The organism is Fischerella sp. (genome assembly GCF_013388695.1).
In the GTDB taxonomy this organism is placed as follows: Bacteria; Cyanobacteriota; Cyanobacteriia; order Cyanobacteriales; family Nostocaceae; genus PCC9605.
The window spans coordinates 1-21,733 of sequence record NZ_JACAEU010000016.1 but is presented as its reverse complement, the minus strand read 5'-3'; the positions used below and the strand labels follow the sequence as shown (position 1 = coordinate 21,733).

The window sequence follows — 21,733 nt, the reverse complement described above, 5'->3', positions numbered from 1 at the left end:
ACTTGGGACGCACCTGACACGGGGAACCAATCAAGGTGCAGCACAACTTGCGATCGCACGCGATCGCCGTTGCTCACCTATATTAGTAGGATCATACGCTGTCAGCACCACCTCACCCCGATTGTTGAGTATCCATCCCCTAGCTGGCACTATCTTGTTGATAGTTGCAGTTGTGGGAGTTGACTTTACAGTCATACTAGCAGCATTTGCTGTACTAATAGCTGGTGCGATTAAATCTACTCGCACATTGTCGCTGCTAATAATCTGATTGGGGTTTGAAGGTAATCCACCCCGTCCAGAGATGATGAATTTACTTTCTGTACCACGCTGACAGGGATTTTGGGCAATTTGTTGAGTGGGATCTACAAAATTTTCTGGTAATTCAACTAACCCGCGATTGGGTTCAGCCTCTGGGGTATTAAGTTGCACCGTGCCACTAAACTGTGGGCCAAGCTCAGATGAAGCAGTGATTTCGCTATCTGGTGACAAGAAGATGCCTTGAGCGTTAACTGTGACGTTTCCACCAAAGCCTTGTTCGGCATTAGCGCTAATTGTACTATTCTCCAACCCAACTAAACTGCCAGTATCGATAGTGATGTTACCCCCTGTAGCCGTTCCTGTGGCGTTGGTTGTGATGTTGCTATTACGACGCAAGATTAAGTCGCGGGAGTTGAGGATAATATTGCCTTGTCCACCACTAGTATTAGCACTGATAGATGCCTGGTTGTCCAGTCGAATGTCTTTAGCTGTTGTAACTTTAATATCGCCTGCTGCACCATTTCCTGAATTACTAGTAGAGAGTCTAGCGCTATTAGTTAGAGAAAGCGATCGCGCAGTGATATTAATACCACCAGCATTACCTACAGCTGATGAGTCAACACCGCTATAAATTCCACTGTTGAATCCTTCTGTATCTGCACCATCGGCGGAGATGGAACCAGCAGCATTAATGATTACACTTCCAGCATTCCCTTTGCCAAAGGTGCTGGTACTGATTACAGCGCCACCGGTCAGAGAAATGTTGTTAGTGTCTATTTTAATACCTCCAGCATTTCCCTCAGCTTGTTCTCGGGCCACTTGACTAAAAACTCCACTGTTGAATCCATTCTTAGCCTCACCATCTGCGGAGATAGTACCGTTGGCATTAATGATTACACCTCCGGCATCTCCCTTTCCAAGGGTGCTGGCATTGATGGTTCCACCATTGGTAAGAGAAATGTTGTTAGTGTTTATTGTGATACCACCAGCATTGCCCACGCCTGATGAGTTAACAGTGCTAAAAATTCCACTATTAAATCCATCCTTATCCTCACCATCTATGGAAATATCACCGGTACTATTAATAACTATACTTCCGGCGTTCCCTTGACCAAAGGTACTGGCACTGACTACTGCACCATTGCTAAGAGTGAGATTATTCGTGTTTATTTCGATACCACCAGCATTACCTATATCTGATGTTTCAACATTGCTAAAGATTCCACTGTTGAATCCATCCTTACCTTCACCAGATGCAAAGATGGTACCAGTGGCATTAACGATCACACTGCCAGCATTCCCTTTTCCAAGGGTGTTGGCATTGATTTGAGCACCATTGGTGAGAGAAAGGTCGTTGGTGTTTACTTTTACACCACCAGCATCTCCCTCAGCTTGTTCTTCCACTGTTGCAAAGATTCCGCTATTGCCTCCACTGTTATCCTCACCGTCTGCGGAGATATTACCAGTAGCATTAATACTTACACTACCAGCATTTCCCTTTCCAAAGGTGCTGGCATTGATTTGAGCACCATTGGTAAGAGAAAGGTCGTTGGTGCTTACTGTTACACCACCAGCATCTCCCTCAGCTTGTCGTTCCACTGTTGTAAAGATTCCGCTGTTGACCCCACTGTTATCCTCACCATCTGCGGAGATATTACCAGTAGCATTAATACTTACACTACCAGCATTTCCCTTTCCAAAAGTGCTGGCACTGATTTGTGCGCCATTAGTCAGAGAAAGGTTGTTGGTGTTTACTTCGATACTACCTGCATTTGCTTGTCCAGAGGTAGTGGTTAACAATAAAGCACCATTGGTTACAGAGAGATTACGCGCTTTGATTGTAAGATCGCCACCTTTGCCAGTGCTGGATCTGCCTACAGAAGTGCTTACTAAAGTGTTTGCCCCATCAAAAGAAACAGCAGCATTTTCAGCTTCAATAATTATATTGCCTGCATTTCCTCTACCAAAAGTAGCGGCTTGCAACTGGGAGCGATCTCCTACAGAAATAGACTCAGAAGCATTAAGTTGGATATTTCCCGCATTTCCTTGTCCCGCTGTGGAAGTAATTAGAGCGGCATTGGATAAAGAAAGGGAGGGCGTGTTGATAATCAGGTCAGCACCATTGCCTATACCTGATGTCCCCACAAAACTTGCTACAAAGGCGAAGCTATTTGCAGGTTCGCTTATTAAGGAGACTTTATCCTTAGCTGTGATGATGACCTTTCCTGCATTTCCTTCTCCGTTAGTCGAAGAACTTATCAAAATATTGCCGTTCCCTTCCAGGGTTCCTGTGTTAATGACTACATTTCCTGCGTTTCCAGGTTCTCTGATGTTGGAACTGTTTAATGAAAAGTTACCTGTTGAGTTCAAGATTCCACTATAAGAGTTAGTTGTTCCTTCGATTCTCACCTTCTCTGTAGCATCAATTCTAATATCGCCTGCCTGAGCGCCTGGTGTTCCTAAACCTGGGTCTATACCCGCACCAAGCAGACTTCCTCCCACAATCTCTAAATTTCTGGCATTAACTGCAATATTACCTCCCCCACCAGAACTTACACTAACTATCGCACCATTGGTGAGTGATACATCCCCTCGTTGCACTCCTACAGGAAAACTCAAGCTCCCATCATCATTGAGTTCTACTGTTCCAGCTGCTGTCAATCCTCCTAACTCTACGCGTCCTCCTGCTGCAAATAGTCTCCCGCCATCTAAGCGAACATCACCACCCACCAATGACAAGGATTTCCCTTCAGTAACCTGAAGAGCAGAAGATTGATTGGTGAGAGTTCCGGGATTATCCCGAAACCTCAAGCCAGTAGGAATATTTACTGTTAACAGCGGCGGTGCCTGTGGATTTTTAGCATCAAACTCAAAACCATTGTCAAATATCAGACTGTTGGCTGTACTAGCAAAAAACGAACCTCCTACATCCAAACGAGCATTTGATCCAAAGAAAATCCCGTTGGGATTGATGAAAAACAAATTGGCATTTCCCAATACTCCCAACCTTCCCAGAATGTTGGATGGGTTTGCTCCTGTTACGCGCGTCAGAATGTTGCTAATTCCAGCAGGATTAGAAAAATATGCACCTCTATCTGGGGCAACATTAAATTCTTGAAAGCTGTGGAATAGATTAGCGCCGCGAATTGCTCCTCCATCAATGCGATCGCTTTGAATATCCCTAATTACCTGATTAGAAGTGACTGTAGAACTTTCTGCACCAAGACTAGTATCAGGTGTGATTTGGGCGTTTGCAGTGGTGGCTATTACTGAAATACTAGCTATGGTAGCAATTGGTAAAGCAAGGAAAACCAGTGTTTGCTGCATGTGGTTGGTTAGTAAATCTTACTTAACTCCTTATTATTTAGGAGAAAACCTAATGTGACTGTTGTCAATAGGCTTTGAAGGGTAAGCAGATGTAGTGAAACAAAAAAAATTAAATTGCCTTTCTGAGAGCGGACGTGGTTACTCTTTGCCCACATTTTATAAAAGTAACCTTCGCAAAAGGTCTGCTGTATAACCCAGAAAGCAATTTTAGTATATTGCATTACATTGCATTACCGTACAGCTATTATTTGCTTATTCTCTAATTTTTGTTATATTTATTTACATAATTTTACAAACTAAAATGCAAGCATGCATTAATATCGCGATCATGGATGCTGATGACCTTCTCAAACACTATGCTGCGGGCAATAGGCAATTTTTACAGGTGAGGTTGCGACAGGCTAACTTGAGCGAAACATGTTTAGCAGGAATTAACCTGGGTCAAGCAAATCTGAGTGGGACAAACCTATCAGGAGCTTGTTTGCGAGGAGCGAATTTAAGTGAAGCGACTCTAGAAGAAGCAATCCTGTGGAGAACAGATCTTAGGGAAGCCTTATTGATTTGGGCTTGTTTAAGCAGAGCGTGTTTAATTCGGGCAACTCTGAGGAAAGTGGATTTGCACAAGGCTGTCCTGACTAGGGCAGACCTGCGGTTAGCCGATTTGCGCTACGCAGATCTGGGCAATGCAAATTTGGAGGGTGCGGATTTGCGCTATGCTGACCTCACTGGTGCTAACTTGGCGGGTGCTAATCTGAGCAAGGTCAACTTAACAGGTACAAATCTGAGTAAGGCAGACCTGTACAACGTCAACATGACTAAAGCCATTTTGTCAAGAACCGATCTGCGCCATACAGACCTCAGCTACGTTAACCTGGATGGGGTTGATCTGTGTAATGTCAATTTCAACGGTGCTTCTTTACCTGAATCATTCCTGAATATGGCAGGTTGACGTAACGAGTTTCTTTACTTTTTTGCTGGGGTTTTTTGATGTTTTTACCTAGACCCTTGCAGATGTTTATGGAAGAAGCGTGTGAGTTCGCGCCAAGAATCTTCGGCCGCCAAGCGGTTGTAGGAAGAACGCTCGTCACAAAAAAAACCGTGGTCAGCATCAGAATAAACCTTCAACGTGTACTCTTTGCCAAGTTCCTTGAACCGGGACTCAATTTGTCTGACTCGTTCGAGAGGAATGAATGGATCGACACCGCCGAAGAATAAGTATACAGGCACCGTGATGTTATCCACCGCGTCGATCCACTCATCGTAAACCATACCGTAGAAGGGAGCAGCTGCCGCGATCTCGTCCGACAACTTGCAAGCAGTGAGAAAGGTCAGTCCGCCGCCCAGGCAGAAACCAGTAACGCCAACTTTACTTGGGGACACGTCCGATCGCGATTTAACATAAGCCAACGCCGCCCGAATATCCTCCTCCACAGACTTGAGATCGAGGCGGTACATCATCGCCATCGCTTGCTCAACCTCATCGTATCCGAACTTGTTGTTTGGCAACTCCCGATAATATAGATCCGGCGCGAGAACCACATAACCTTCCTTGGCAATCCGGGCTGCTACGTCTCGAATGTGCGGCGTTAAGCCAAAGGCCTCCATCAGAAGGATGATAGCTGGCTTCTGGGCATCCTCAGCAGGTGTACATAAGAAAGCGGGCATCTGTCCGTCAGATGTCGGAATCATCACCTCTGTCTGTTCGATTTGCACGTTATATTACTCCTGTCTGTTTGATTTACGTGTTAGCGTCGGACATTGAGATTGGGCTTAATCTATTTTGATTAAGCCGTCACATTATTCAAAGACTGGACAGAGAAATTTAGGCAATTTCTGCGGTAAAAATCATGGTAGCAAGTTTCATTTTACATAGGCGATCGCTGAGTGTATCCGATCCTATCAAACTCACTTAGTACAGAATTTCATAAATTCGTAGCCAATAAAACTCGGAAAAACTCTGCTACCTGGTGCGGTTGCCTTTGCGAGCCTCTGCGTTTAAAAAAGTTACTATTTTATGCAGATTTGTACTTAGCAGAAACGCTACTACAGCTTACCTACCTACACCAGGATTAAGCTGAATCAAAACCCAAGTCAAATAAGTACCGATAATACCCCAAATAGCATAAGGCAAAAATAACCAAGATGCAGTTCGAGAAATTGGCTTCACCAAAAATGCCAGAATGTAAACCATAAGAGTAGCCAAGCCACCAACAATCATTCCACCGAAGAGACTGCGGAATTCTACCACTATCGGACTGTAAGCTGAGGTAAGAATGGCGATCGCTGCATACATTCCCATCAACAACCAAGGACGAGACTGTTTTGAGCTTTTCTCCCACACCAAAATTGCAGAGATTGTGGTGCAAATCCAAATAAAGATCCAGATAAAGGGGATGAGGAACTCAAAGGTTAACCAATTGGGACGTTGTAACCCCTGAAACCAGGGATCGCGCAAAGATGTAAACAGGCTACCGCCAAAAAACAGTGCAGCTGAAACTGCGGTGATCATCCATCTAGCTTTCACAATCAGCACCTGTATAACTTAGATATTACTTGTAGTTTAGATTTTTCTAGAGATTTGCCACACCTATCTTGAGTTTCAAAGCTTCTTATAAATACAACTTCTTACTAGTCCAGCACGACATAAATAACAAGACAAATAGACAAAAAAGTAAACTTTACGAGCATTACTACCTTCTACTTTCTGCCTTCTTGTAATATCACCTGAACTGGTGAACCAATTGCATGATGTCAATCGCTAGTATCTCTACTTAAGATGATGACTATAGAACAGTAAAGAATTTCATCAATAAAAATTTGGAGGAAATAGTGCTTAGGATTTTTCCAAAGCATTGGTTTACTTGGAACAGTGAAGTTCTAGAAAACGATATATCAATTGCAAGTATTGAATTTTTGGCTTGGGGCGAGAACGGTGAAATTATTACTCACGATTGTTGCTACAAAGTCTATCGTGAACCTGGGTTGAGTGCAAGCTTTTTTCTGGAAGAGAACGGCAAACGCATTGCTTGGGCTATTAAACCCAATCCTTTCTATAAATTGTTTGAAATTAACTATGCTGGCACAGAATACGAACTGAAAGCCGAGTCTCCCTTTTTGAGGCAGTTTATATTGCAAGAACGCGGACTAATAATTGGTGCAATCAGCCCTAACCATGCTTTCACTCGTCGGGCGATCGCAGAATTGCCTGCAAATATTCCATTGCCTATCAGACTTTTTATGATTTGGCTGGTGCTGCTGTTATGGCGGCGAAATGAACAGGCGAGTGCTGTTACCTCTGATGCTATGAGTACATAAAATCTCAGAATAACATTAAGATTATGCACAAACTTTTCTATTTATTAGCGATCGCAGTATCGTTGGTGTTGTGTTTATTGGTGAATATAATGGTAAAGCCTTTTGGGCTGTACAACATTACCCAGTCGAATTTGGCGATGGTTTTGAGCCTTTAGCAGGAAAAATCCTCAGTAATTTACAATTGAGAAGCTAAGACAATGCCTCGGCACTCTCCAAAACCGATCCTGGCATAGCCTTCTTTCTCACAGTAGCCGCGCATGATGACTTCATCGCCATCGCAAAGAAAAGACCGTACTTCACCAGTTGGCAGCTCGATTGGCTGAACACCACGCTGAGTAATTTCTAGCAAACACCCTTGCGAGCCTTTCTCTGCACCAGAGATTGTTCCGCTAGCCAGCAAATCGCCAGGACGGAGGTTACAACCATTACTGGTATGGTGGGTAAGCATTTGCGCCACTGTCCAATACATCTGCTGAAAAGAACCACGGCTTAAGCGCAAAGGTTCCATCCCCGCCGCACGCATTTGGGCTGAACGCACCAGGACTTCCACTGTAATATCAATACTACCAGATTCAGTATTTACCGAAGAAGAGAGATAGGATAGCGGTAAGGGGTCGCCCTCGGCACGCTCAAAAGCTGGACTGCGGAAGGGTGCTAGAGCTTCCAGAGTTACCACCCAAGGCGAGATAGTAGTAGCAAAGCTTTTGGCTAAAAACGGGCCAAGAGGCTGATATTCCCAAGCTTGGATATCTCGCGCCGACCAGTCATTCACCAAACACAACCCAAAGATGTGTTCTTCAGCATTATCTATAGGAACAGGTTGTCCTAACTCATTTCCAGCACCAATAAAGAATCCAACTTCCAATTCGTAGTCCAACATCTGAGTTGGTTCAAAACTGGGGGTTGGCGCTTCCGGTTTTTTGATCTGCCCCTTGGGGCGCTGGATGGCGGTATCACTAAGCACAATTGAAGAAGCGCGTCCGTGGTAGGCAATGGGAACGTATTTGTAGTTGGGAAGGAGGGGATTGTTCGGGCGGAACAAATTTCCGACATTGGTAGCATGAAAAATTGAAGCGTAAAAATCAGTGTAATCGCCAATGTTGGCAGGTAATAAAAGCTCAACATCAGACATCGGAACGATCATTGCTTGTGCTGAAGGCGATCGCTCGTCCCATTGCAGTAGTTTGCTTAAGTGGCGGCGCAAAATCAATGCAGCCTCACTCCCCATCGCCATTAGTAGATTTAAGTTAGATGTTACACAGACTGCTTGCAGCTTTTCCGGGAGTTCTTGCAGCAGTCCAGCTTTACAACAAAGGAACAAATCTAATATTTGATCGCCAATAGCAACACCGATGCGTGAGGTTTCGCCGCTACTTGGAAATCGAAATACACCAAAGGGCAGGTTCTGAATTGGGAAATCAGTACCTAGCTGATTTGCAGATTCCACCCAACTACGCAAATTTGGGTTGTGAGTGGTATCAATAGGACGGCTCATAAACAATTAAAAAATTGAAAAATCGGCCTTGCTGAATCGAGGCATGAATTTTGTAGAAGCAATTCATGAATTGCTTCTACGCCAGTAGATTGTCAATCTGATGTTAACAGTTTCAGTTCTTTGATCTCGTCTATCGGCTCTTGAAATGAGCAGGAACCAAAAGAGCGGAAAAAGCGTTGTCGAGCCTGCTTAATTTCTGCAATATTGAGGTAATAATCGCGCCAAGTAATAGCGTCGGTTGTGAATTGGAAGCTATTGCTGGCAGAGTCTTGGAGAACTTCTAGCGCTACTTGGGGCGTTACTTTTTGCCAATAAACTAATGCTGCCAACACAGCAACATTCAGAAAGCCGTGCATGAGAGTAGAAGGACTATCTGACTCGTATGTGACACGATAGTTCCCTGGTAAGGGATGATGCAAACCTGCGGTTGCTTTAAAGGCGACTTGAGCATCAGCAAACAACAATATGCACTGACAAAGTTCGGTAATAGAGGGAAACGCTTCGGTAGTGATTCCACCAGTGCGAATTTTAACAGCGGCTTTAGTATGTTTCAGCACCGCTAGATATGGCTGTACGTCTGCGTTAAGGGGAATTTCAAAAAATGCTTCTACGCCATCAGGCAAATAGGGAATGGCTCTCTCTATCTCTAGGGGCGAAAGTAGTGGAAATTCTAAAGACGTGACAGTGATATGATTTTTGCTATCGAGCTTGCTGGAGAGCGATCGCACTATTTCTATCTCCGACTCCCAATCTTTTGAAATAATCAAACTAAGCGACCACTGCTTTAAGTCTAATGTTGGTACTAATGCTGCAAACTCATTCAATCGGGACACTGGCAGCACGAAGCGATTCAGCATCCAACTGTAGGGCGTTAATTGATAATTTGCATAATTTACCATCGCTTCTTGCATACTCAGCTTGGCTGGAGGAAACAGTCCAGCATAGTCCACAATTGATGCGAGAAGTGCTTTTACTGATGGAAGCATGGGTTTTACCTCCTTGCCTAAACTTCCCCCAATGGTAGTGAGGTTGAAGCTTTGATTTCATTCAGAACAATACTGGTACGTACCTTATGAACACCTGGAATTTGCGTAATTTTCTCACTCAGTAATTTTTCCAAATGCTGATGGTTAGTGACGACAACTTTCAACAGGTAATCAAATTCGCCAGTGAGATGGTGGCATTCCAGAACTTCCGGTAACTCCTTTACCAGTTCGCAGAAGTGTCCGACACACTCAGGTTGATGGTGAGCAAGAGTAACTTGTGTAAAGCACAGCAAGTCTAAGCCTAGTGCCTCACGATTCACCAAAGTCACGTAACGGTCAATAAAGCCATTTTCTTCCAGCTTTTTCAATCTTTTTTGCAGCCCAGGCGCAGTCAGGTTAACTTGGCGTGCCAATTCAGCGTGAGTAATGCGGCTGTTCTCTTGCAAAAGACGTAATACCAGTCGGTCTTTTTCATCTAGTTGTTTGAGCGGCTCCAAGTTCTTACCCTTAGTGGTTTGATTTTTGGGCAACTTATCTCTCCAGGCGTACTCGTTCAGCATGTTTTATTGATAGCTTAATTTATAATAGATACTAAATCAAGCCTCTGAGTTAATAAAATCATGAATATGAACTCTAAAAATTAATTTTATAATCTTATTAGATACTTTTGGTTAAAAATAAAAACTAAAAGTATTGAACCCAAGTTGCAATTGGTCGTTAGTCATATCAACAATCGATAGCTTTACAAGGTTTTGTCTCAGTTCTCAATATTTCCTCTAGATAGGGAGGAATTGAAATGAATGATTTTTGCCCCATAAAGCGTTTCGACCACCTTGAGTTCTATGTAGGGAATGCAAGGCAGGCTGCACTGTTCTATTCCAAGTTTTTCGGATTCACCAATACTGCATATCGAGGTTTAGAAACTGGTAGCCGAGAAGTAGCATCTTACGTGATGCAGCAGGGGGATATCTGCTTTGTTTTGAGTACAGCACTCTTTCCCGAACATCCCATCTCCCAAAGCGTGTTTAAGCATGGTGATGCAGTTGCCGTCATCGCCTTAGAAGTACCGGATGCTGTCAGTGCCTATAAAGAGACAACTAAACGAGGTGCCCTAGGAGCTATAGAACCGACAGAAGAAGAGGACGGATACGGAGTGTTGCGCTACGCTGCTATCCACGGCTACGGCGACACGCTCATTAAATTTGTGGAACGAAACGATTACTCTGGGGTATTTGCCCCTCACTTTGTGACTCGACAGCAGGCTAACAACAGTAATTTTGCAGGTCTTCATAGCATTGACCATATCGTCGGTAACGTCGAATTTGGTGCAATGGACAGATGGGTGCAATTTTTCGCCGAGACAATGGGTTTTAGCCTGTTAGTACATTTTGACGATCGCGCAATTTCCACAGAATACTCAGCATTAATGTCTAAGGTAATGCAGGACGGTACAGGCAAGATTAAATTGCCAATAAACGAGCCAGCCAAAGGTAGACGCAAGTCACAAATTGAAGAGTACTTGCAATATAACAACGGGCCTGGAGTACAACACATTGCTTGCGCTACCAATAATATTATCGAGACGGTTTCTAAGCTGAAGAAAGCCGGAGTCGAATTTCTGCACGTACCAAAAACGTATTACGAAAACTTGGAAGAACGGGTGGGGAAAATCGATGAACCGATCGAACAGCTACAAGAACTGGGCATCCTGGTAGATAGAGATGAAGACGGGTATTTGCTCCAAATTTTCACTCAGCCTGTGCAAGACCGACCAACACTTTTCTTTGAAGTGATTGAGCGACATGGCGCACAAGGCTTTGGTGAGGGCAACTTCAAATCTTTGTTTGAGGCGATCGAGCGTGAACAAGCACTGCGGGGCAATTTATAACGCCAAAACCCTCAGAGCAGAGGAGATGGAACTATGACTTATTACTATAAGTTGGGAAATATTCCCCATAAGCGGCACACCCAGTTTCGTCAACCTAACGGTTCTTTGTATCACGAAGAATTGATGGGGATACGTGGTTTTTCAGGCATTCAATCCCTACTTTACCATTTGCGTCCACCCACCCAAATACACAAAATTTTGTTAGAGAGAACAGTAGAGATTGCCTATGAAGAACCAGGCCCCTTGCGTCACCGCCATCTACGTACAGCAACTGTAGAATCAGGAGGAGATGCTGTCCAAGCGCGTATCCCACTTTTGACGAATGCAGATGTTTGTATTTCAGTTGCTCGACCAACTGAATCAATGTCGTATTGGTATCGGTTTGCTCACGGTGATGAGGTGATTTTCATCCATGACGGCACTGGTGTATTAGAGAGCCAGTACGGTATTCTTCGCTATCGTGTGGGCGATTATTTAGTAATTCCCACAGGAGTCATGTGGCGCATAATACCTGATGCCGGCACAGAGCAACGAATGCTGGTAATTGAAGCAAACGGACACATAGAGCCACCAGCACGTTACCTCAATCGTTACGGGCAATTTCTCGAACACGCCCCTTACAACGAACGCGACATTCGCCCACCGGATGAGCTTGTTACCTATGATGAAACAGGAGAGTTCGAGGTACGAGTCAAAGCTAGGGACAGAATTACCAGTTACCTCTATCACCATCATCCCTTAGATGTCGTCGGTTGGGATGGACATCTCTATCCCTTTGCATTCAACATTGAGGACTTTGAACCTATTACAGGTCGAATTCACCAACCCCCTCCGGTACATCAAACCTTTGAGGCTCCGGGCTTTGTTTTGTGTTCCTTTGTGCCGCGCCTTTTTGATTATCATCCCCAAGCAATTCCTGCTCCCTATAACCATTCCAACGTCGATTCCGATGAGGTTATCTATTACGCTGCGGGCAATTTCATGTCCCGTAAAGGAATAGAACGGGCATCAATTACCATTCATTCCAGTGGTATTCCCCACGGCCCCCACCCAGGCATGTATGAGGGATCGATTGGCAAGGAACGAACTGATGAACTAGCCGTAATGATTGATACTTTTCGTCCTCTGCGGCTCACAAAGCACGCCGTACAGCTAGAAGACAAAGACTACGCCTACAGTTGGATTGCTTAACCATAGCAAGCATCCTGAATTATTACCTGACTTTGTGGTTACCTAAAAAACTAAATACAACATTGCATAAATTTATAGCGAAACTTCTGTACCAACACTCTGCGACCCTCTGCGTTTACCTCCGCGCTCCTCTGCGTTTCAAAATTTACGCAAAACCGTACTAAGATTTTTTGGCAGGCACTATATATGACACTTACACTTGCAAATAACTTCAGTAATATTACTATCTCCTCACGCATTGAAGAACGCTTGCGTCGAGGCAAACTCACCCAGAACCAAGTAGACAATTTTCAAAACTTCCTCACCGAAGTTGACCGGGAATTCTTACAACATCGCATCATTACCAACAACACCTATACTCGCTGGTTCCGTAAAGGCACTGCGACAGATGAAGAACTGCGACACTTCATCCGGCAATTCTCGGTTTTCTCCAACCAGTTCCTAATTGCCGCACTTTTGAAAGTCATCAACTCATCCACCCTCCAACAGTCGCGTGCTAGTCGTGAGATATTGCTCAACGAACTGGGCGTGATTTACCGCCAACCTGGACAGCCAAGTAGCAGCAACCTTGCTCAAACTGAGGAAGAAAAAGACCGGGAAGGCGATCCTGAATTAGTCAGTACTGAGGGTACAGTAGACGGAGGTATCTGCCGTTTTCGCGCAGCGCATTTTGAATGGTTGCTTGGTGTTGCTGAGGGATTGGGATTGCACTATGAAGACATCGGCAAACGCAAGCACGGACGCCCCACAACTTTGCACTTTTGTGACGAACTACAACGTCTCTACGGTAGCGACGATCCGCAAATTGCCGAGGGCGCTAGTTTTGCAGTCGAAAACTGGGCAGCGGCTGGCTTTTGGCAGGAATTGGAAGACGGACTCACACGCATTAAGCAAACACGATACCCACACCTGCGCCTAGCGTTTTTCACTTGGCACAATCGCGTTGAGGCACAGCACGCTGGCCATACATTGGAGGAACTGGAAGAAGTTTACTTTCACCCGGACTTTGACCAAGCCAAGTTTATTCAGGGAGGGCGAGAGATTCTCGAAGCTATAGCCGTTTTCTGGGATGGATTGAATAGCGATCGCCTTAACCACATCTACACATAATATAAAGGTGAAGGGCAATGGCAAAACGACTACCCGTTTGGTTTCCCTCTAATGAGCAGATTCAAGCAACCAATATTGCTGCGTTGATGAAGGAACTCAAACTAGATTCCTACCCAGAACTACACGCCTGGTCAGCACAGCATCGCGCTGAGTTTTGGGAGATGATGATTCAACGTTTGGGTATTTACTTCCGGGAGAAATACACTCAAATTGTTGACCTTACAGACGGTGTAGAATCTCCGCAATGGTTGGTGAATGCTCGATTTAACATTGCTGAGAGTTGTTTTCTGGCACCAGCAGACGCCCCCGCCATTATCTTCCAGGCAGAAGGGGGTTCAATTTCAACCCTTACTTATAGTGAACTCTACGCCCTAACTAACCGAGTCGCGAATGGACTTGTGGATGCTGGCTTTCAAACAGGCGATGCCATTGCTATTGCCATGCCCATGATTGCCGAATCTGTGGCGATTTACCTGGGAATTATCAAGGCTGGCTGCGTGGTAGTCTCCATTGCTGACAGTTTTTCTGCTGCTGAAATTGCTAAGCGGCTGCACCTGTCCAAAGCTAAAGCAATTTTTACCCAAGACTATATTTTACGCGGTGGTAAGCAGTTGCCCCTCTACACCAAAGTAGTTGATGCCAATGCACCCACATCCATTGTCCTGGGGTCGTCTGTAGAACTGCGTCCTGGTGATTTGACTTGGGAGGAGTTTCTCAGTAGCAACGACGAATTCAATGCCATTCCAGCCCATCCCGACGCTTACACTAACATCTTATTCTCCTCCGGCACCACCGGAGAACCTAAAGCTATTCCCTGGACACACACTACACCAATCAAATGTGCTACTGATGGGCATTTGCACCACGACATCCATCCAGGCGACGTAGTCGCATGGCACACCAACCTAGGATGGATGATGGGGCCGTGGCTGATTTATGCCAGTCTCATCAATAGGGCGACTATAGCCCTTTACTGTGGGACACCTACAGACCGAGGATATGGACAGTTTATACAGGATGCAGGCGTAAATATACTTGGTGTAGTACCTAGTCTGGTTAATACTTGGAAAACAACTGCTTGTATGCAAGGGCTAGATTGGAGCGCTATTAAAGCGTTTAGCTCGACTGGTGAGTGTTCCAAGCCAGAGGATATGCTCTATCTAATGTCCTTAGCTGGATACAAACCAGTTATTGAATATTGCGGCGGTACAGAAATTGGTGGAGGCTATATCACAGGTACTTTGGTACAGCCTTGTGCCCCCTCGACTTTTACTACACCTGCCTTGGGGCTGGATATTGTTATTCTCGACGCAGACGGTCATCCGGCAGACAAAGGCGAAGTATTTATTATTCCTCCATCGATCGGACTCTCCACTGAGTTGTTAAACAAAAACCATCATCAAGTCTACTTCGCCAATACTCCCCCACTCCCCATCTCCCCATCCACTACCCTGCGCCGCCACGGCGACCAGATGGAACGGTTGCCCAACGGCTACTACCGCGCTTGTGGTCGTGTTGACGATACTATGAATCTAGGAGGTATCAAAGTTAGCTCGACTGAGATTGAACAAGTCCTGAATGAGGAGGAAGGAGTATGTGAAACTGCTGCTATTGGTGTTTCCTCTCCCAACGGGGGGCCGAGCCAATTAGTCATCTATGCAGTGGTAACACCGAATGTTCAAGACAATAAAGCCACACTTATGACAACCTTACAAGCAGCAATTAACCAGCGTCTCAATCCCCTATTCAAAATTCACGACATTGTCATCGTTGATGCTTTACCTCGCACTGCTTCTAACAAAGTTATGCGTCGCGTATTGCGCGATCGCTATCGGGATATCTTAGCTCAACCTGCGAGGTTGTCTAAATCCTAGAGAAAATCTAGCAAAACCGCGTGGTAATTGTCTGCTTACAGTCTTTGATTTGAGTGGAAAGTATGACAACTATCAAACCCGAAAAAAGAAGTTTAAATGCCTTCAAGCTTGAAGATTACGATGTGAGTCGGGAATCTGGTTTTTTACCGATACATTCTCCTGCCCAAGCTCAATTGCCGCAGGTGTTCTGGCAGGCGCAAGAGACTGCTGCCTTGCTGCCCAAGTTGTTAGCTGCTGGAAAAATTCGCCAGGTGATTAAGAACCTCTTGGAAGTAGACGTGGAGCGAGAAACGTTAGATGATATGCAGTTGCGTCGAGCCATGCAGGTGTATTCCTACCTGACTCATGCCTACGTCTGGGGTGAACCAACACCCACCAAGATACTGCCGCGTAATATTGCTGTACCTTTCTACAATATCTCTCAAAAACTGGGAAGACCTCCAGTCTTGTCCTATGCTTCCTATGCGTTGGATAATTGGGTGCGAATTAACGAAACCGAACCGATTGAAATCGGCAATATTATGGTGTGGCAGAATTTTTTGGGCGGTTTGGATGAAGACTGGTTTATCCTCATTCACATCGAAATTGAAGCCAAAGCTGCACCTGCACTAGCAGCCATTCCCATTATTCTGGAGGGGATTGCTGGTGATGACACCACCACGGTAGTTGATGGTTTACGGGATATTAGACAGGCATGGACAAACATCAACAACAGCATGAGTCGGATGCCAGAAGGCTGCGATCCCTACATTTACTATAATCGGGTGCGTCCCTACATTCACGGTTGGAAAAATAATCCGGCATTGCCAGAAGGACTCATATATGAAGGTGTAGAGGCTTATGGCGAAAAGCCTCAGCAATTTCGCGGCGAGACAGGCGCGCAAAGCACTATCTTACCTACTATGGATGCTCTGTTCAATATCACACACGAACGCGATCCCTTGTGGGAATTTTTGATAGAAATGCGAGACTATATGCCAGCGAAACACCGTGGCTTTGTGGAGGCAGTCGAAAAACGTTCAACACTGCGGGATTTCGTTCAGAAACGTTTGGATAGAGCGCCCAAGCTGAAAGATTTATATAATGATTGCGTTTCTCTTATAGAAAATTTCCGTAGCAAACACCTAGAATTTGCTGCCCGCTATATCTACCAGCAAACTGCCAGGTTCAACAATAACACCGCTATTGGTACGGGTGGCACGCCATTCATGCAGTATCTGAAAAAACATCGTGATGAAAGCAGTCAGCATATGTTGAAATCATAGTGTAGGTGCATACCGATAATACTAAGGTACACTGATACACCTTCATCAGCTTTTCAAAGCCCATAGGAGTCATTCTGGGTACAGTCTTAAGCTACTGAAAAGCTGATTGGAAAAGTCTGAAAATCTGGAACTTTATCGGTTCACTTTGTAGTTAACTATATTCCTGAAGGTGAACTCTAAATAATTAATGTAGGAATCAAAAAGGGTTATTCGCTAATTTTCAATCACAAGAAGGTGATGCATCATGACATCCCTGAGTCGCTATGGTTGGATGCGTCGCTCAGGAACTATCTATGCAAGTGTAGCACTTATACTTACAACTTTATTCTCTTGGTCGCTGCCTGTTGTGGCTGTATCCAGTTCTTTCGGTAAAAACAGCGCCACTGTATCTAACCTCAAGCAAGAAGAACAAACTCGGTGGATTGAAATTGACTTGTCTGAACAACGGTTAAATGCGTGGGAAGGTAAACAACTTATTTACTCATACCGAATTTCTACAGGCAAAGCATCCACCCCCACACCCACAGGTAAGTTTTTGATTGCTTCTAAGTATCGCTATAACCGGATGCGGGGTAGGGACTACGACATTCCTGATGTTCCTTACGCTATGTATTTTTACAAAGGCTATGCCATTCACGGTGCTTACTGGCATAACAAATTTGGTACGCCAGTCAGCCACGGTTGCGTGAATTTACCAGTTAAAAATGCTGGCAACTTGTATAAATGGGCAAATATCGGGACATTAGTAGTAGTACATAAGTAGAAACTGGTTAGTGGTTAGTGGTTAGTAGTTGGTGAAGAAAAAGAAGAAAGAAAAGAAAGAAAGAAAGAAGTAGAAACTGGTTAGTGGTTAGTGGTTAGTAGTTAGTGGGGAATAATAAACAACTAACCACCAACAAACAACAATAAACAATCTCTAACTCAACTGCGCTACAAGTTGATTTTCTAACAGGGTTTCATTCGTCAGCAAATCCTCAACGGTAATTCGCAAAAAGCGCTGATCGTCAACTAAAAACTGGATTTTAATGCGATCGCTCCCTGGAAACCCTGGTGGTGTCAGGTTGGCAATTGTTCTCGCCCCATCTTTATCGTTGAGGGGTTTAACGCTAGTTACACCGCTATCGAGACGGCGAGTAATTAGGCGATCGCCATCAAAATAAACTTCCGTACCGCCCGTATCTGCTCCCAATTCCCCCATAATTAATTCTATGCTGGACTGGCTTTCCACAGAAGCACCCAAAACTAACTGCACTGGTTGACTCATCGGATAAGGTTGCCCAGCTCTAATGATCGGATGCCAACTGTGACGATGATTACGTCGATCCCAGTAGCGAATGCCGTAGCTGTGGTAAAGAAAATCTTTGATTTCAACGCCTTGAGTAACCTGTAAAGCGCCTTGGGCAATGGCTTCAAACGGGCGATCGCAACGAATTTTTTCTGGTTCAAAATATTGCCTTACCCATGTCTGCACTGACGGTATTTGTACCGTGCCACCCACCAACAACACAGCATTAATATCTGCAACTTCTATGCCTTGGCGTCGTGCTTGCTGCAATAGCTGAGTCATCGAATCATCAAGCCGCTCAAAAAAGGCGTGTTCTCTAAGGATACTTTCTAAAGTCTCGCGGTTTAATTCCAACTGGTAACTTTCAAACGTTTCATCATTAAAATAAACTTCACTCGCCTGGGTTTGCGCTGACAATTGAATCTTCACCTTCTCAGCCAGTCGCATTGTCAAAGGACTGACTGTTAAACCTTGAGTTTTGGCAAAGTAATCAACTATCCAATTGTCTAAATCGGAACCACCCAAATTTTGCCCAGCTTTTGCTAAGACGCGGGCAGTTTTTACTTTTTGCTTCGAGTCTTCTGCTAAAGATTTATTTCCAAATTTCAGCAAAAACCCAACAGGTTTACTAGCTAATTTGACACTTTTATCCAACTGTACCAAGGACAAGTCCAACGTACCGCCGCCAAAGTCAATCACCAAGATAATTTCTTGGTCTGCCATACCATAACCCAAAGCGGCGGCTGTGGGTTCATCCAGCATCCGCACTTGTTCTACTGGCAATGCTTGACAAACTTTGCCCAACCAATAACGATAAGCTTCAAAGCTATCTACGGGTACAGTTAAAACCAGTGATTCTACCCCCCCTTGCATTGGTGCTAATTCTTGAATCACTTGGTTAAGGAACCATTGCCCGACTTGTTCAAAAGTAACTATTTGCCCATCTAATTCAGGTAAAAAACCTTGGATATCCGTGCCAATCCCGCGTTTGAAGGTACGGAAAAATCGCGGATCGTTTTTTAAGTCTAAACCGCGATCGCGCACTTGTTGTCCTACTAAAACTTGCGCTTTCGCAGCATCTTCCACATATACCAAACTGGGAATCAGTGGGGGGTTGAGACTTTGTTGCACTGATAAACCCGGTATATTTAACGTTTCTGGCTCTTGGGTGATAGGATTCCAACGAGCAATAACTGTGTTGCTTGTACCAAAATCGATTGCGATCGCCATATTTAATAAATTCGCGCTTCTCTTACCAAGACGCAAACAGCTACTTTACTTCCAAGAAAAATTATTGTTTATTAACCACCAAGAGCGCAAATGGGTATCATCAACGATTTTTCGTCATTCCACCAGATGTACCAGACGCGTACGCCGCAGGCGTCCCGCAGGGTAATTTTGCGTCTGGTACAAACCAATTTGTGGTCGAATCAAGGGTCAGACCCACCATTTGCTAACAGTCGTAATGAACTGTGTACACCAGCACGCATGAAAATCTTTTTTCCCTTCCTTGTGCCCTCTGCCTCACTTTCAAGCTAGCATCCTTTGAGAAACCGGGGTTCTGATACCCTCGATATTCACAAATCAATAGGATTGCTATATTATTCGGTAAGTGTCGTTGGCTTGAAGACGACATCGACCCAGTAATTGCTGCTACGATAGGTCTGGTTAGGAAAGCCGCCCTCTATACCTACGTCGTAAGTGTATACACCATTGCCGCTTTTTTCATCATCGGGCAGTGTGTACAGTGGCCCATTCTTGATAGTAGCGTTATTGAAGAAGTTTTCAGTCACCGTATACTTGCCTTGACTTGCATAGTAGGAAGCAATGAAGCTTTGCCCTGCCTTGATCGGAATTGGTGAGTACAACTGAACCGTCTGCCAACCAGGAGTGGGTGCCTGGCCTTCGATGAGTGCTCCTTTACCCAGCAAATCACCTGTTTCACTCCAAATATGAACCTTATAGCCACTGCTAATCGGTACAGCCCGGTAGAACCGGACGGCGCTGATTTCGCCGTCCACATCACTACGCAACTTTACTCCTACTTCTACGGGTTTGGTATCGGGGTCAACTGAATTGCTCGGCGAACCCCACAACGAATAAGTCTGCGTATCTGCAAATGCCGACTGTGAGTGCAAACCATTAGGTAATAATCCAGCCAGCAGAACTATACCAACAATACGCATGATAGTGCGTCGATTTCGCCACTGAGCGTGTAGCATTTTATTCTCTTTATTTAGGATTGAAATTTGAAAGTTTGTTCTTAATGTATCATCAACAGTTGTGTCAAAAAAACTAACGAACAAAAAAACTTTCAAGCCAACCAAGATACTGTTAATGTGCCTTACCTGCTCCCAGATACAATTCGCCTACTTTCGGGTCATTTAATAATTCCAGACCAGGGCCTGTAATTGCGTCACGTCCAGACTCCAACACGTAACCCCGGTGAGCCATTTCTAAAGCCTTACGAGCATTTTGCTCTACCAGTACAATTGCTGTGCCTCCCCGGTTAATTTCTTTAATCTGCTCAAACACCTGAGTTACCAGAATGGGAGACAAAGCGGCGGAAGGTTCATCCAAAAGCAGCAAGCTGGGTTCTAGCATCAAAGCTTTACCCATCGCCAACATCTGACGTTCACCACCCGAGAGAGTACCAGCACGTTGGCGACGGCGATCGCTAAGCCTGGGAAACATGGTAAATATTTTGTCTTTGAGTGGTTGCAGAGGCACATCACGCACAAAAGCACCCATTTCCAGGTTTTCTTCCACTGTCAGGGAAGGAAAGACATTAGCAATTTGCGGTACGTAACACATCCCCCGCTGCACGATTTGATTCGACTTTAGCCCGGTGATATTTTCTCCTTTGAAGGTTATTGTGCCTGTATGGGGAGTTAATAACCCAAAAATGGCTTTTGCCAAAGTTGATTTACCTGCACCATTGGGGCCAATCACTGTCACCAGTTCCCCATGGTAAACACAAAAATTTACACCTTGCAGAATATCTACATCTTTTATATATCCAGCATGGACATTTTGAACTTCTAATAAATAGTCATTAGTCATTAGTCAATGGTCATTGGTTAGTAGTTAGTGGTTAGTGGTTAGTGGGTAGGGGCGAAGCATTTGTATGGGTATCTTTCCATGAAAACGAAATATCTTCGTACAAATGCTTCGCCCGTACAGTAGTTAGTGGTTAGTGGTTAGTGGTTAGTAGTTAGTGGTTAATAATATTTAGTCAATAGTCAAGCCAAAAATAACTATTGACTATTGACTATTGACTATGGATTATAATGGCGTTTTTTGCAAATCTGGTCTTTCTTCTGGGACGATCGCCCCTTCTACTGGGCAAACCTGGATGCATATGCCACAGTCAATGCAGGTGGCAAAGTCAATCCAGTACCAATCGGTTCCTTTGACATTTTTGCCCGGCCCAGGATGAATACATGCAACTGGACAGGCGTCTACGCAATCAGCGACGCCTTCACAGACCTCGGTAACAATTGTATGTGGCATAAAGTTCCCCTCTTTTTAGATCGCGATCGCTGTACTGAGTACAGTTGTTTCTACACTAGCAACAATGGTTAGTCATTAGTCATTAGTCATTAGTCAAGAGTTAGTGGTTAGTTGTTAGTGGTTAGTTGTTAGTGGTTAGTTGTTAGTGGTTAGTGGTTAGTTGTTAGTGGTTAGTTGTTAGTGGTTAGTTGTTAGTGGTTAGTGGTTAGTGGTTAGTGGTTAGTGG

Annotated in this window: 19 protein-coding genes; 9 read left to right on the top strand and 10 right to left on the bottom strand. The window is 44.6% G+C overall.

Going from position 1 to position 21,733, the window contains the following annotated elements:
- Positions 1-30 precede the first annotated feature (30 nt).
- On the bottom strand, positions 31-3,585 hold the full coding sequence (locus HXY43_RS03015) for a filamentous hemagglutinin N-terminal domain-containing protein (protein WP_290879835.1): 3,555 nt from the start codon (positions 3,583-3,585) through the stop codon (positions 31-33).
- Between the two features lie 328 nt (positions 3,586-3,913).
- On the opposite strand from HXY43_RS03015, the gene HXY43_RS03010 reads away from it, so the two are divergent.
- Complete coding sequence (locus HXY43_RS03010; protein WP_290879866.1) at positions 3,914-4,534, top strand: pentapeptide repeat-containing protein; 621 nt, start codon at positions 3,914-3,916, stop codon at positions 4,532-4,534.
- A 44-nt stretch (positions 4,535-4,578) separates the two neighbouring features.
- Here HXY43_RS03010 and HXY43_RS03005 read toward each other — a convergent pair whose 3' ends face one another.
- Together HXY43_RS03005 and HXY43_RS03000 are read right to left on the bottom strand one after the other, a co-directional pair.
- Positions 4,579-5,298, bottom strand: a complete 720-nt coding sequence (locus HXY43_RS03005; RefSeq protein WP_290879833.1) for a dienelactone hydrolase family protein — start codon at positions 5,296-5,298, stop codon at positions 4,579-4,581.
- Positions 5,299-5,635: 337 nt separating this feature from the next.
- Positions 5,636-6,109: a TspO/MBR family protein gene (locus HXY43_RS03000; RefSeq protein ID WP_290879831.1), complete on the bottom strand. Its 474-nt coding sequence runs from the start codon at positions 6,107-6,109 to the stop codon at positions 5,636-5,638.
- Between the two features lie 305 nt (positions 6,110-6,414).
- On the opposite strand from HXY43_RS03000, the gene HXY43_RS02995 reads away from it, so the two are divergent.
- Together HXY43_RS02995 and HXY43_RS02990 are read left to right on the top strand one after the other, a co-directional pair.
- Complete coding sequence (locus tag HXY43_RS02995) at positions 6,415-6,900, top strand: hypothetical protein (RefSeq protein ID WP_290879828.1); 486 nt, start codon at positions 6,415-6,417, stop codon at positions 6,898-6,900.
- A 23-nt stretch (positions 6,901-6,923) separates the two neighbouring features.
- Complete coding sequence (locus HXY43_RS02990) at positions 6,924-7,055, top strand: hypothetical protein (RefSeq protein WP_290879825.1); 132 nt, start codon at positions 6,924-6,926, stop codon at positions 7,053-7,055.
- A gap of 20 nt (positions 7,056-7,075) precedes the next feature.
- On the opposite strand, the gene fahA is transcribed toward HXY43_RS02990, so the two are convergent.
- The 3 genes from fahA to HXY43_RS02975 form a co-directional block, all read right to left on the bottom strand.
- Positions 7,076-8,395 carry a fumarylacetoacetase gene (gene fahA, locus HXY43_RS02985; RefSeq protein WP_290879822.1) on the bottom strand — a complete coding sequence of 440 codons (1,320 nt, stop codon included), beginning with the start codon at positions 8,393-8,395 and terminating at the stop codon, positions 7,076-7,078.
- Between the two features lie 92 nt (positions 8,396-8,487).
- A complete protein-coding gene (locus HXY43_RS02980) occupies positions 8,488-9,381 on the bottom strand; it encodes a hypothetical protein (RefSeq protein WP_290879819.1) in 894 nt (297 codons plus the stop codon).
- A 17-nt stretch (positions 9,382-9,398) separates the two neighbouring features.
- Positions 9,399-9,941, bottom strand: a complete 543-nt coding sequence (locus tag HXY43_RS02975) for an Lrp/AsnC family transcriptional regulator (RefSeq protein WP_290879816.1) — start codon at positions 9,939-9,941, stop codon at positions 9,399-9,401.
- A gap of 236 nt (positions 9,942-10,177) precedes the next feature.
- Here HXY43_RS02975 and hppD point away from each other — a divergent pair, with 236 nt between their 5' ends.
- The 6 genes from hppD (at position 10,178) to HXY43_RS02945 (ending at position 17,472) form a co-directional block, all read left to right on the top strand.
- Positions 10,178-11,269 (top strand): 4-hydroxyphenylpyruvate dioxygenase, encoded by a 1,092-nt coding sequence (gene hppD / locus HXY43_RS02970; RefSeq protein WP_290879813.1) that lies wholly within the window; start codon positions 10,178-10,180, stop codon positions 11,267-11,269.
- Positions 11,270-11,302: 33 nt separating this feature from the next.
- Positions 11,303-12,460 (top strand): homogentisate 1,2-dioxygenase, encoded by a 1,158-nt coding sequence (locus tag HXY43_RS02965; RefSeq protein ID WP_290879810.1) that lies wholly within the window; start codon positions 11,303-11,305, stop codon positions 12,458-12,460.
- Between the two features lie 186 nt (positions 12,461-12,646).
- The gene (locus tag HXY43_RS02960) at positions 12,647-13,570 is read left to right on the top strand and encodes a hypothetical protein (protein WP_290879808.1); all 924 of its coding nucleotides are present in this window, start codon (positions 12,647-12,649) and stop codon (positions 13,568-13,570) included.
- Positions 13,571-13,587: 17 nt separating this feature from the next.
- Positions 13,588-15,444, top strand: a complete 1,857-nt coding sequence (locus HXY43_RS02955) for an AMP-binding protein (protein WP_290879806.1) — start codon at positions 13,588-13,590, stop codon at positions 15,442-15,444.
- 62 nt (positions 15,445-15,506) lie between these two features.
- The gene (locus HXY43_RS02950) at positions 15,507-16,709 is read left to right on the top strand and encodes a hypothetical protein (protein WP_290879803.1); all 1,203 of its coding nucleotides are present in this window, start codon (positions 15,507-15,509) and stop codon (positions 16,707-16,709) included.
- A 244-nt stretch (positions 16,710-16,953) separates the two neighbouring features.
- A complete protein-coding gene (locus tag HXY43_RS02945) occupies positions 16,954-17,472 on the top strand; it encodes a L,D-transpeptidase (RefSeq protein WP_290879801.1) in 519 nt (172 codons plus the stop codon).
- A gap of 153 nt (positions 17,473-17,625) precedes the next feature.
- Here the strand turns inward: HXY43_RS02945 and HXY43_RS02940 are convergent, their stop codons facing one another.
- From HXY43_RS02940 to HXY43_RS02925, 4 genes are all read right to left on the bottom strand, one after another.
- Positions 17,626-19,224 (bottom strand): Hsp70 family protein, encoded by a 1,599-nt coding sequence (locus HXY43_RS02940; protein WP_290879799.1) that lies wholly within the window; start codon positions 19,222-19,224, stop codon positions 17,626-17,628.
- Positions 19,225-19,595: 371 nt separating this feature from the next.
- Positions 19,596-20,216, bottom strand: a complete 621-nt coding sequence (locus HXY43_RS02935) for a DUF4082 domain-containing protein (protein ID WP_290879798.1) — start codon at positions 20,214-20,216, stop codon at positions 19,596-19,598.
- Between the two features lie 112 nt (positions 20,217-20,328).
- Positions 20,329-21,057 (bottom strand): ABC transporter ATP-binding protein, encoded by a 729-nt coding sequence (locus HXY43_RS02930; RefSeq protein WP_290879797.1) that lies wholly within the window; start codon positions 21,055-21,057, stop codon positions 20,329-20,331.
- Between the two features lie 222 nt (positions 21,058-21,279).
- Entirely contained in the window at positions 21,280-21,507 is a 228-nt protein-coding gene (locus HXY43_RS02925) for a ferredoxin family protein (RefSeq protein ID WP_290879796.1), read from the bottom strand.
- Positions 21,508-21,733 lie beyond the last annotated feature (226 nt).

Coding starts and splice junctions, on each gene's coding strand:
- HXY43_RS03015 (WP_290879835.1), bottom strand. CDS start 3,585: ATGCAGCAAACACTGGTTTTCCTTGCTTTACCAATTGCTACCATAGCT.
- HXY43_RS03010 (WP_290879866.1), top strand. CDS start 3,914: ATGGATGCTGATGACCTTCTCAAACACTATGCTGCGGGCAATAGGCAA.
- HXY43_RS02990 (WP_290879825.1), top strand. CDS start 6,924: ATGCACAAACTTTTCTATTTATTAGCGATCGCAGTATCGTTGGTGTTG.
- fahA (WP_290879822.1), bottom strand. CDS start 8,395: ATGAGCCGTCCTATTGATACCACTCACAACCCAAATTTGCGTAGTTGG.
- HXY43_RS02980 (WP_290879819.1), bottom strand. CDS start 9,381: ATGCTTCCATCAGTAAAAGCACTTCTCGCATCAATTGTGGACTATGCT.
- HXY43_RS02975 (WP_290879816.1), bottom strand. CDS start 9,941: ATGCTGAACGAGTACGCCTGGAGAGATAAGTTGCCCAAAAATCAAACC.
- hppD (WP_290879813.1), top strand. CDS start 10,178: ATGAATGATTTTTGCCCCATAAAGCGTTTCGACCACCTTGAGTTCTAT.
- HXY43_RS02965 (WP_290879810.1), top strand. CDS start 11,303: ATGACTTATTACTATAAGTTGGGAAATATTCCCCATAAGCGGCACACC.
- HXY43_RS02960 (WP_290879808.1), top strand. CDS start 12,647: ATGACACTTACACTTGCAAATAACTTCAGTAATATTACTATCTCCTCA.
- HXY43_RS02955 (WP_290879806.1), top strand. CDS start 13,588: ATGGCAAAACGACTACCCGTTTGGTTTCCCTCTAATGAGCAGATTCAA.
- HXY43_RS02950 (WP_290879803.1), top strand. CDS start 15,507: ATGACAACTATCAAACCCGAAAAAAGAAGTTTAAATGCCTTCAAGCTT.
- HXY43_RS02945 (WP_290879801.1), top strand. CDS start 16,954: ATGACATCCCTGAGTCGCTATGGTTGGATGCGTCGCTCAGGAACTATC.
- HXY43_RS02940 (WP_290879799.1), bottom strand. CDS start 19,224: ATGGCGATCGCAATCGATTTTGGTACAAGCAACACAGTTATTGCTCGT.
- HXY43_RS02935 (WP_290879798.1), bottom strand. CDS start 20,216: ATGCTACACGCTCAGTGGCGAAATCGACGCACTATCATGCGTATTGTT.
- HXY43_RS02930 (WP_290879797.1), bottom strand. CDS start 21,057: ATGACTAATGACTATTTATTAGAAGTTCAAAATGTCCATGCTGGATAT.
- HXY43_RS02925 (WP_290879796.1), bottom strand. CDS start 21,507: ATGCCACATACAATTGTTACCGAGGTCTGTGAAGGCGTCGCTGATTGC.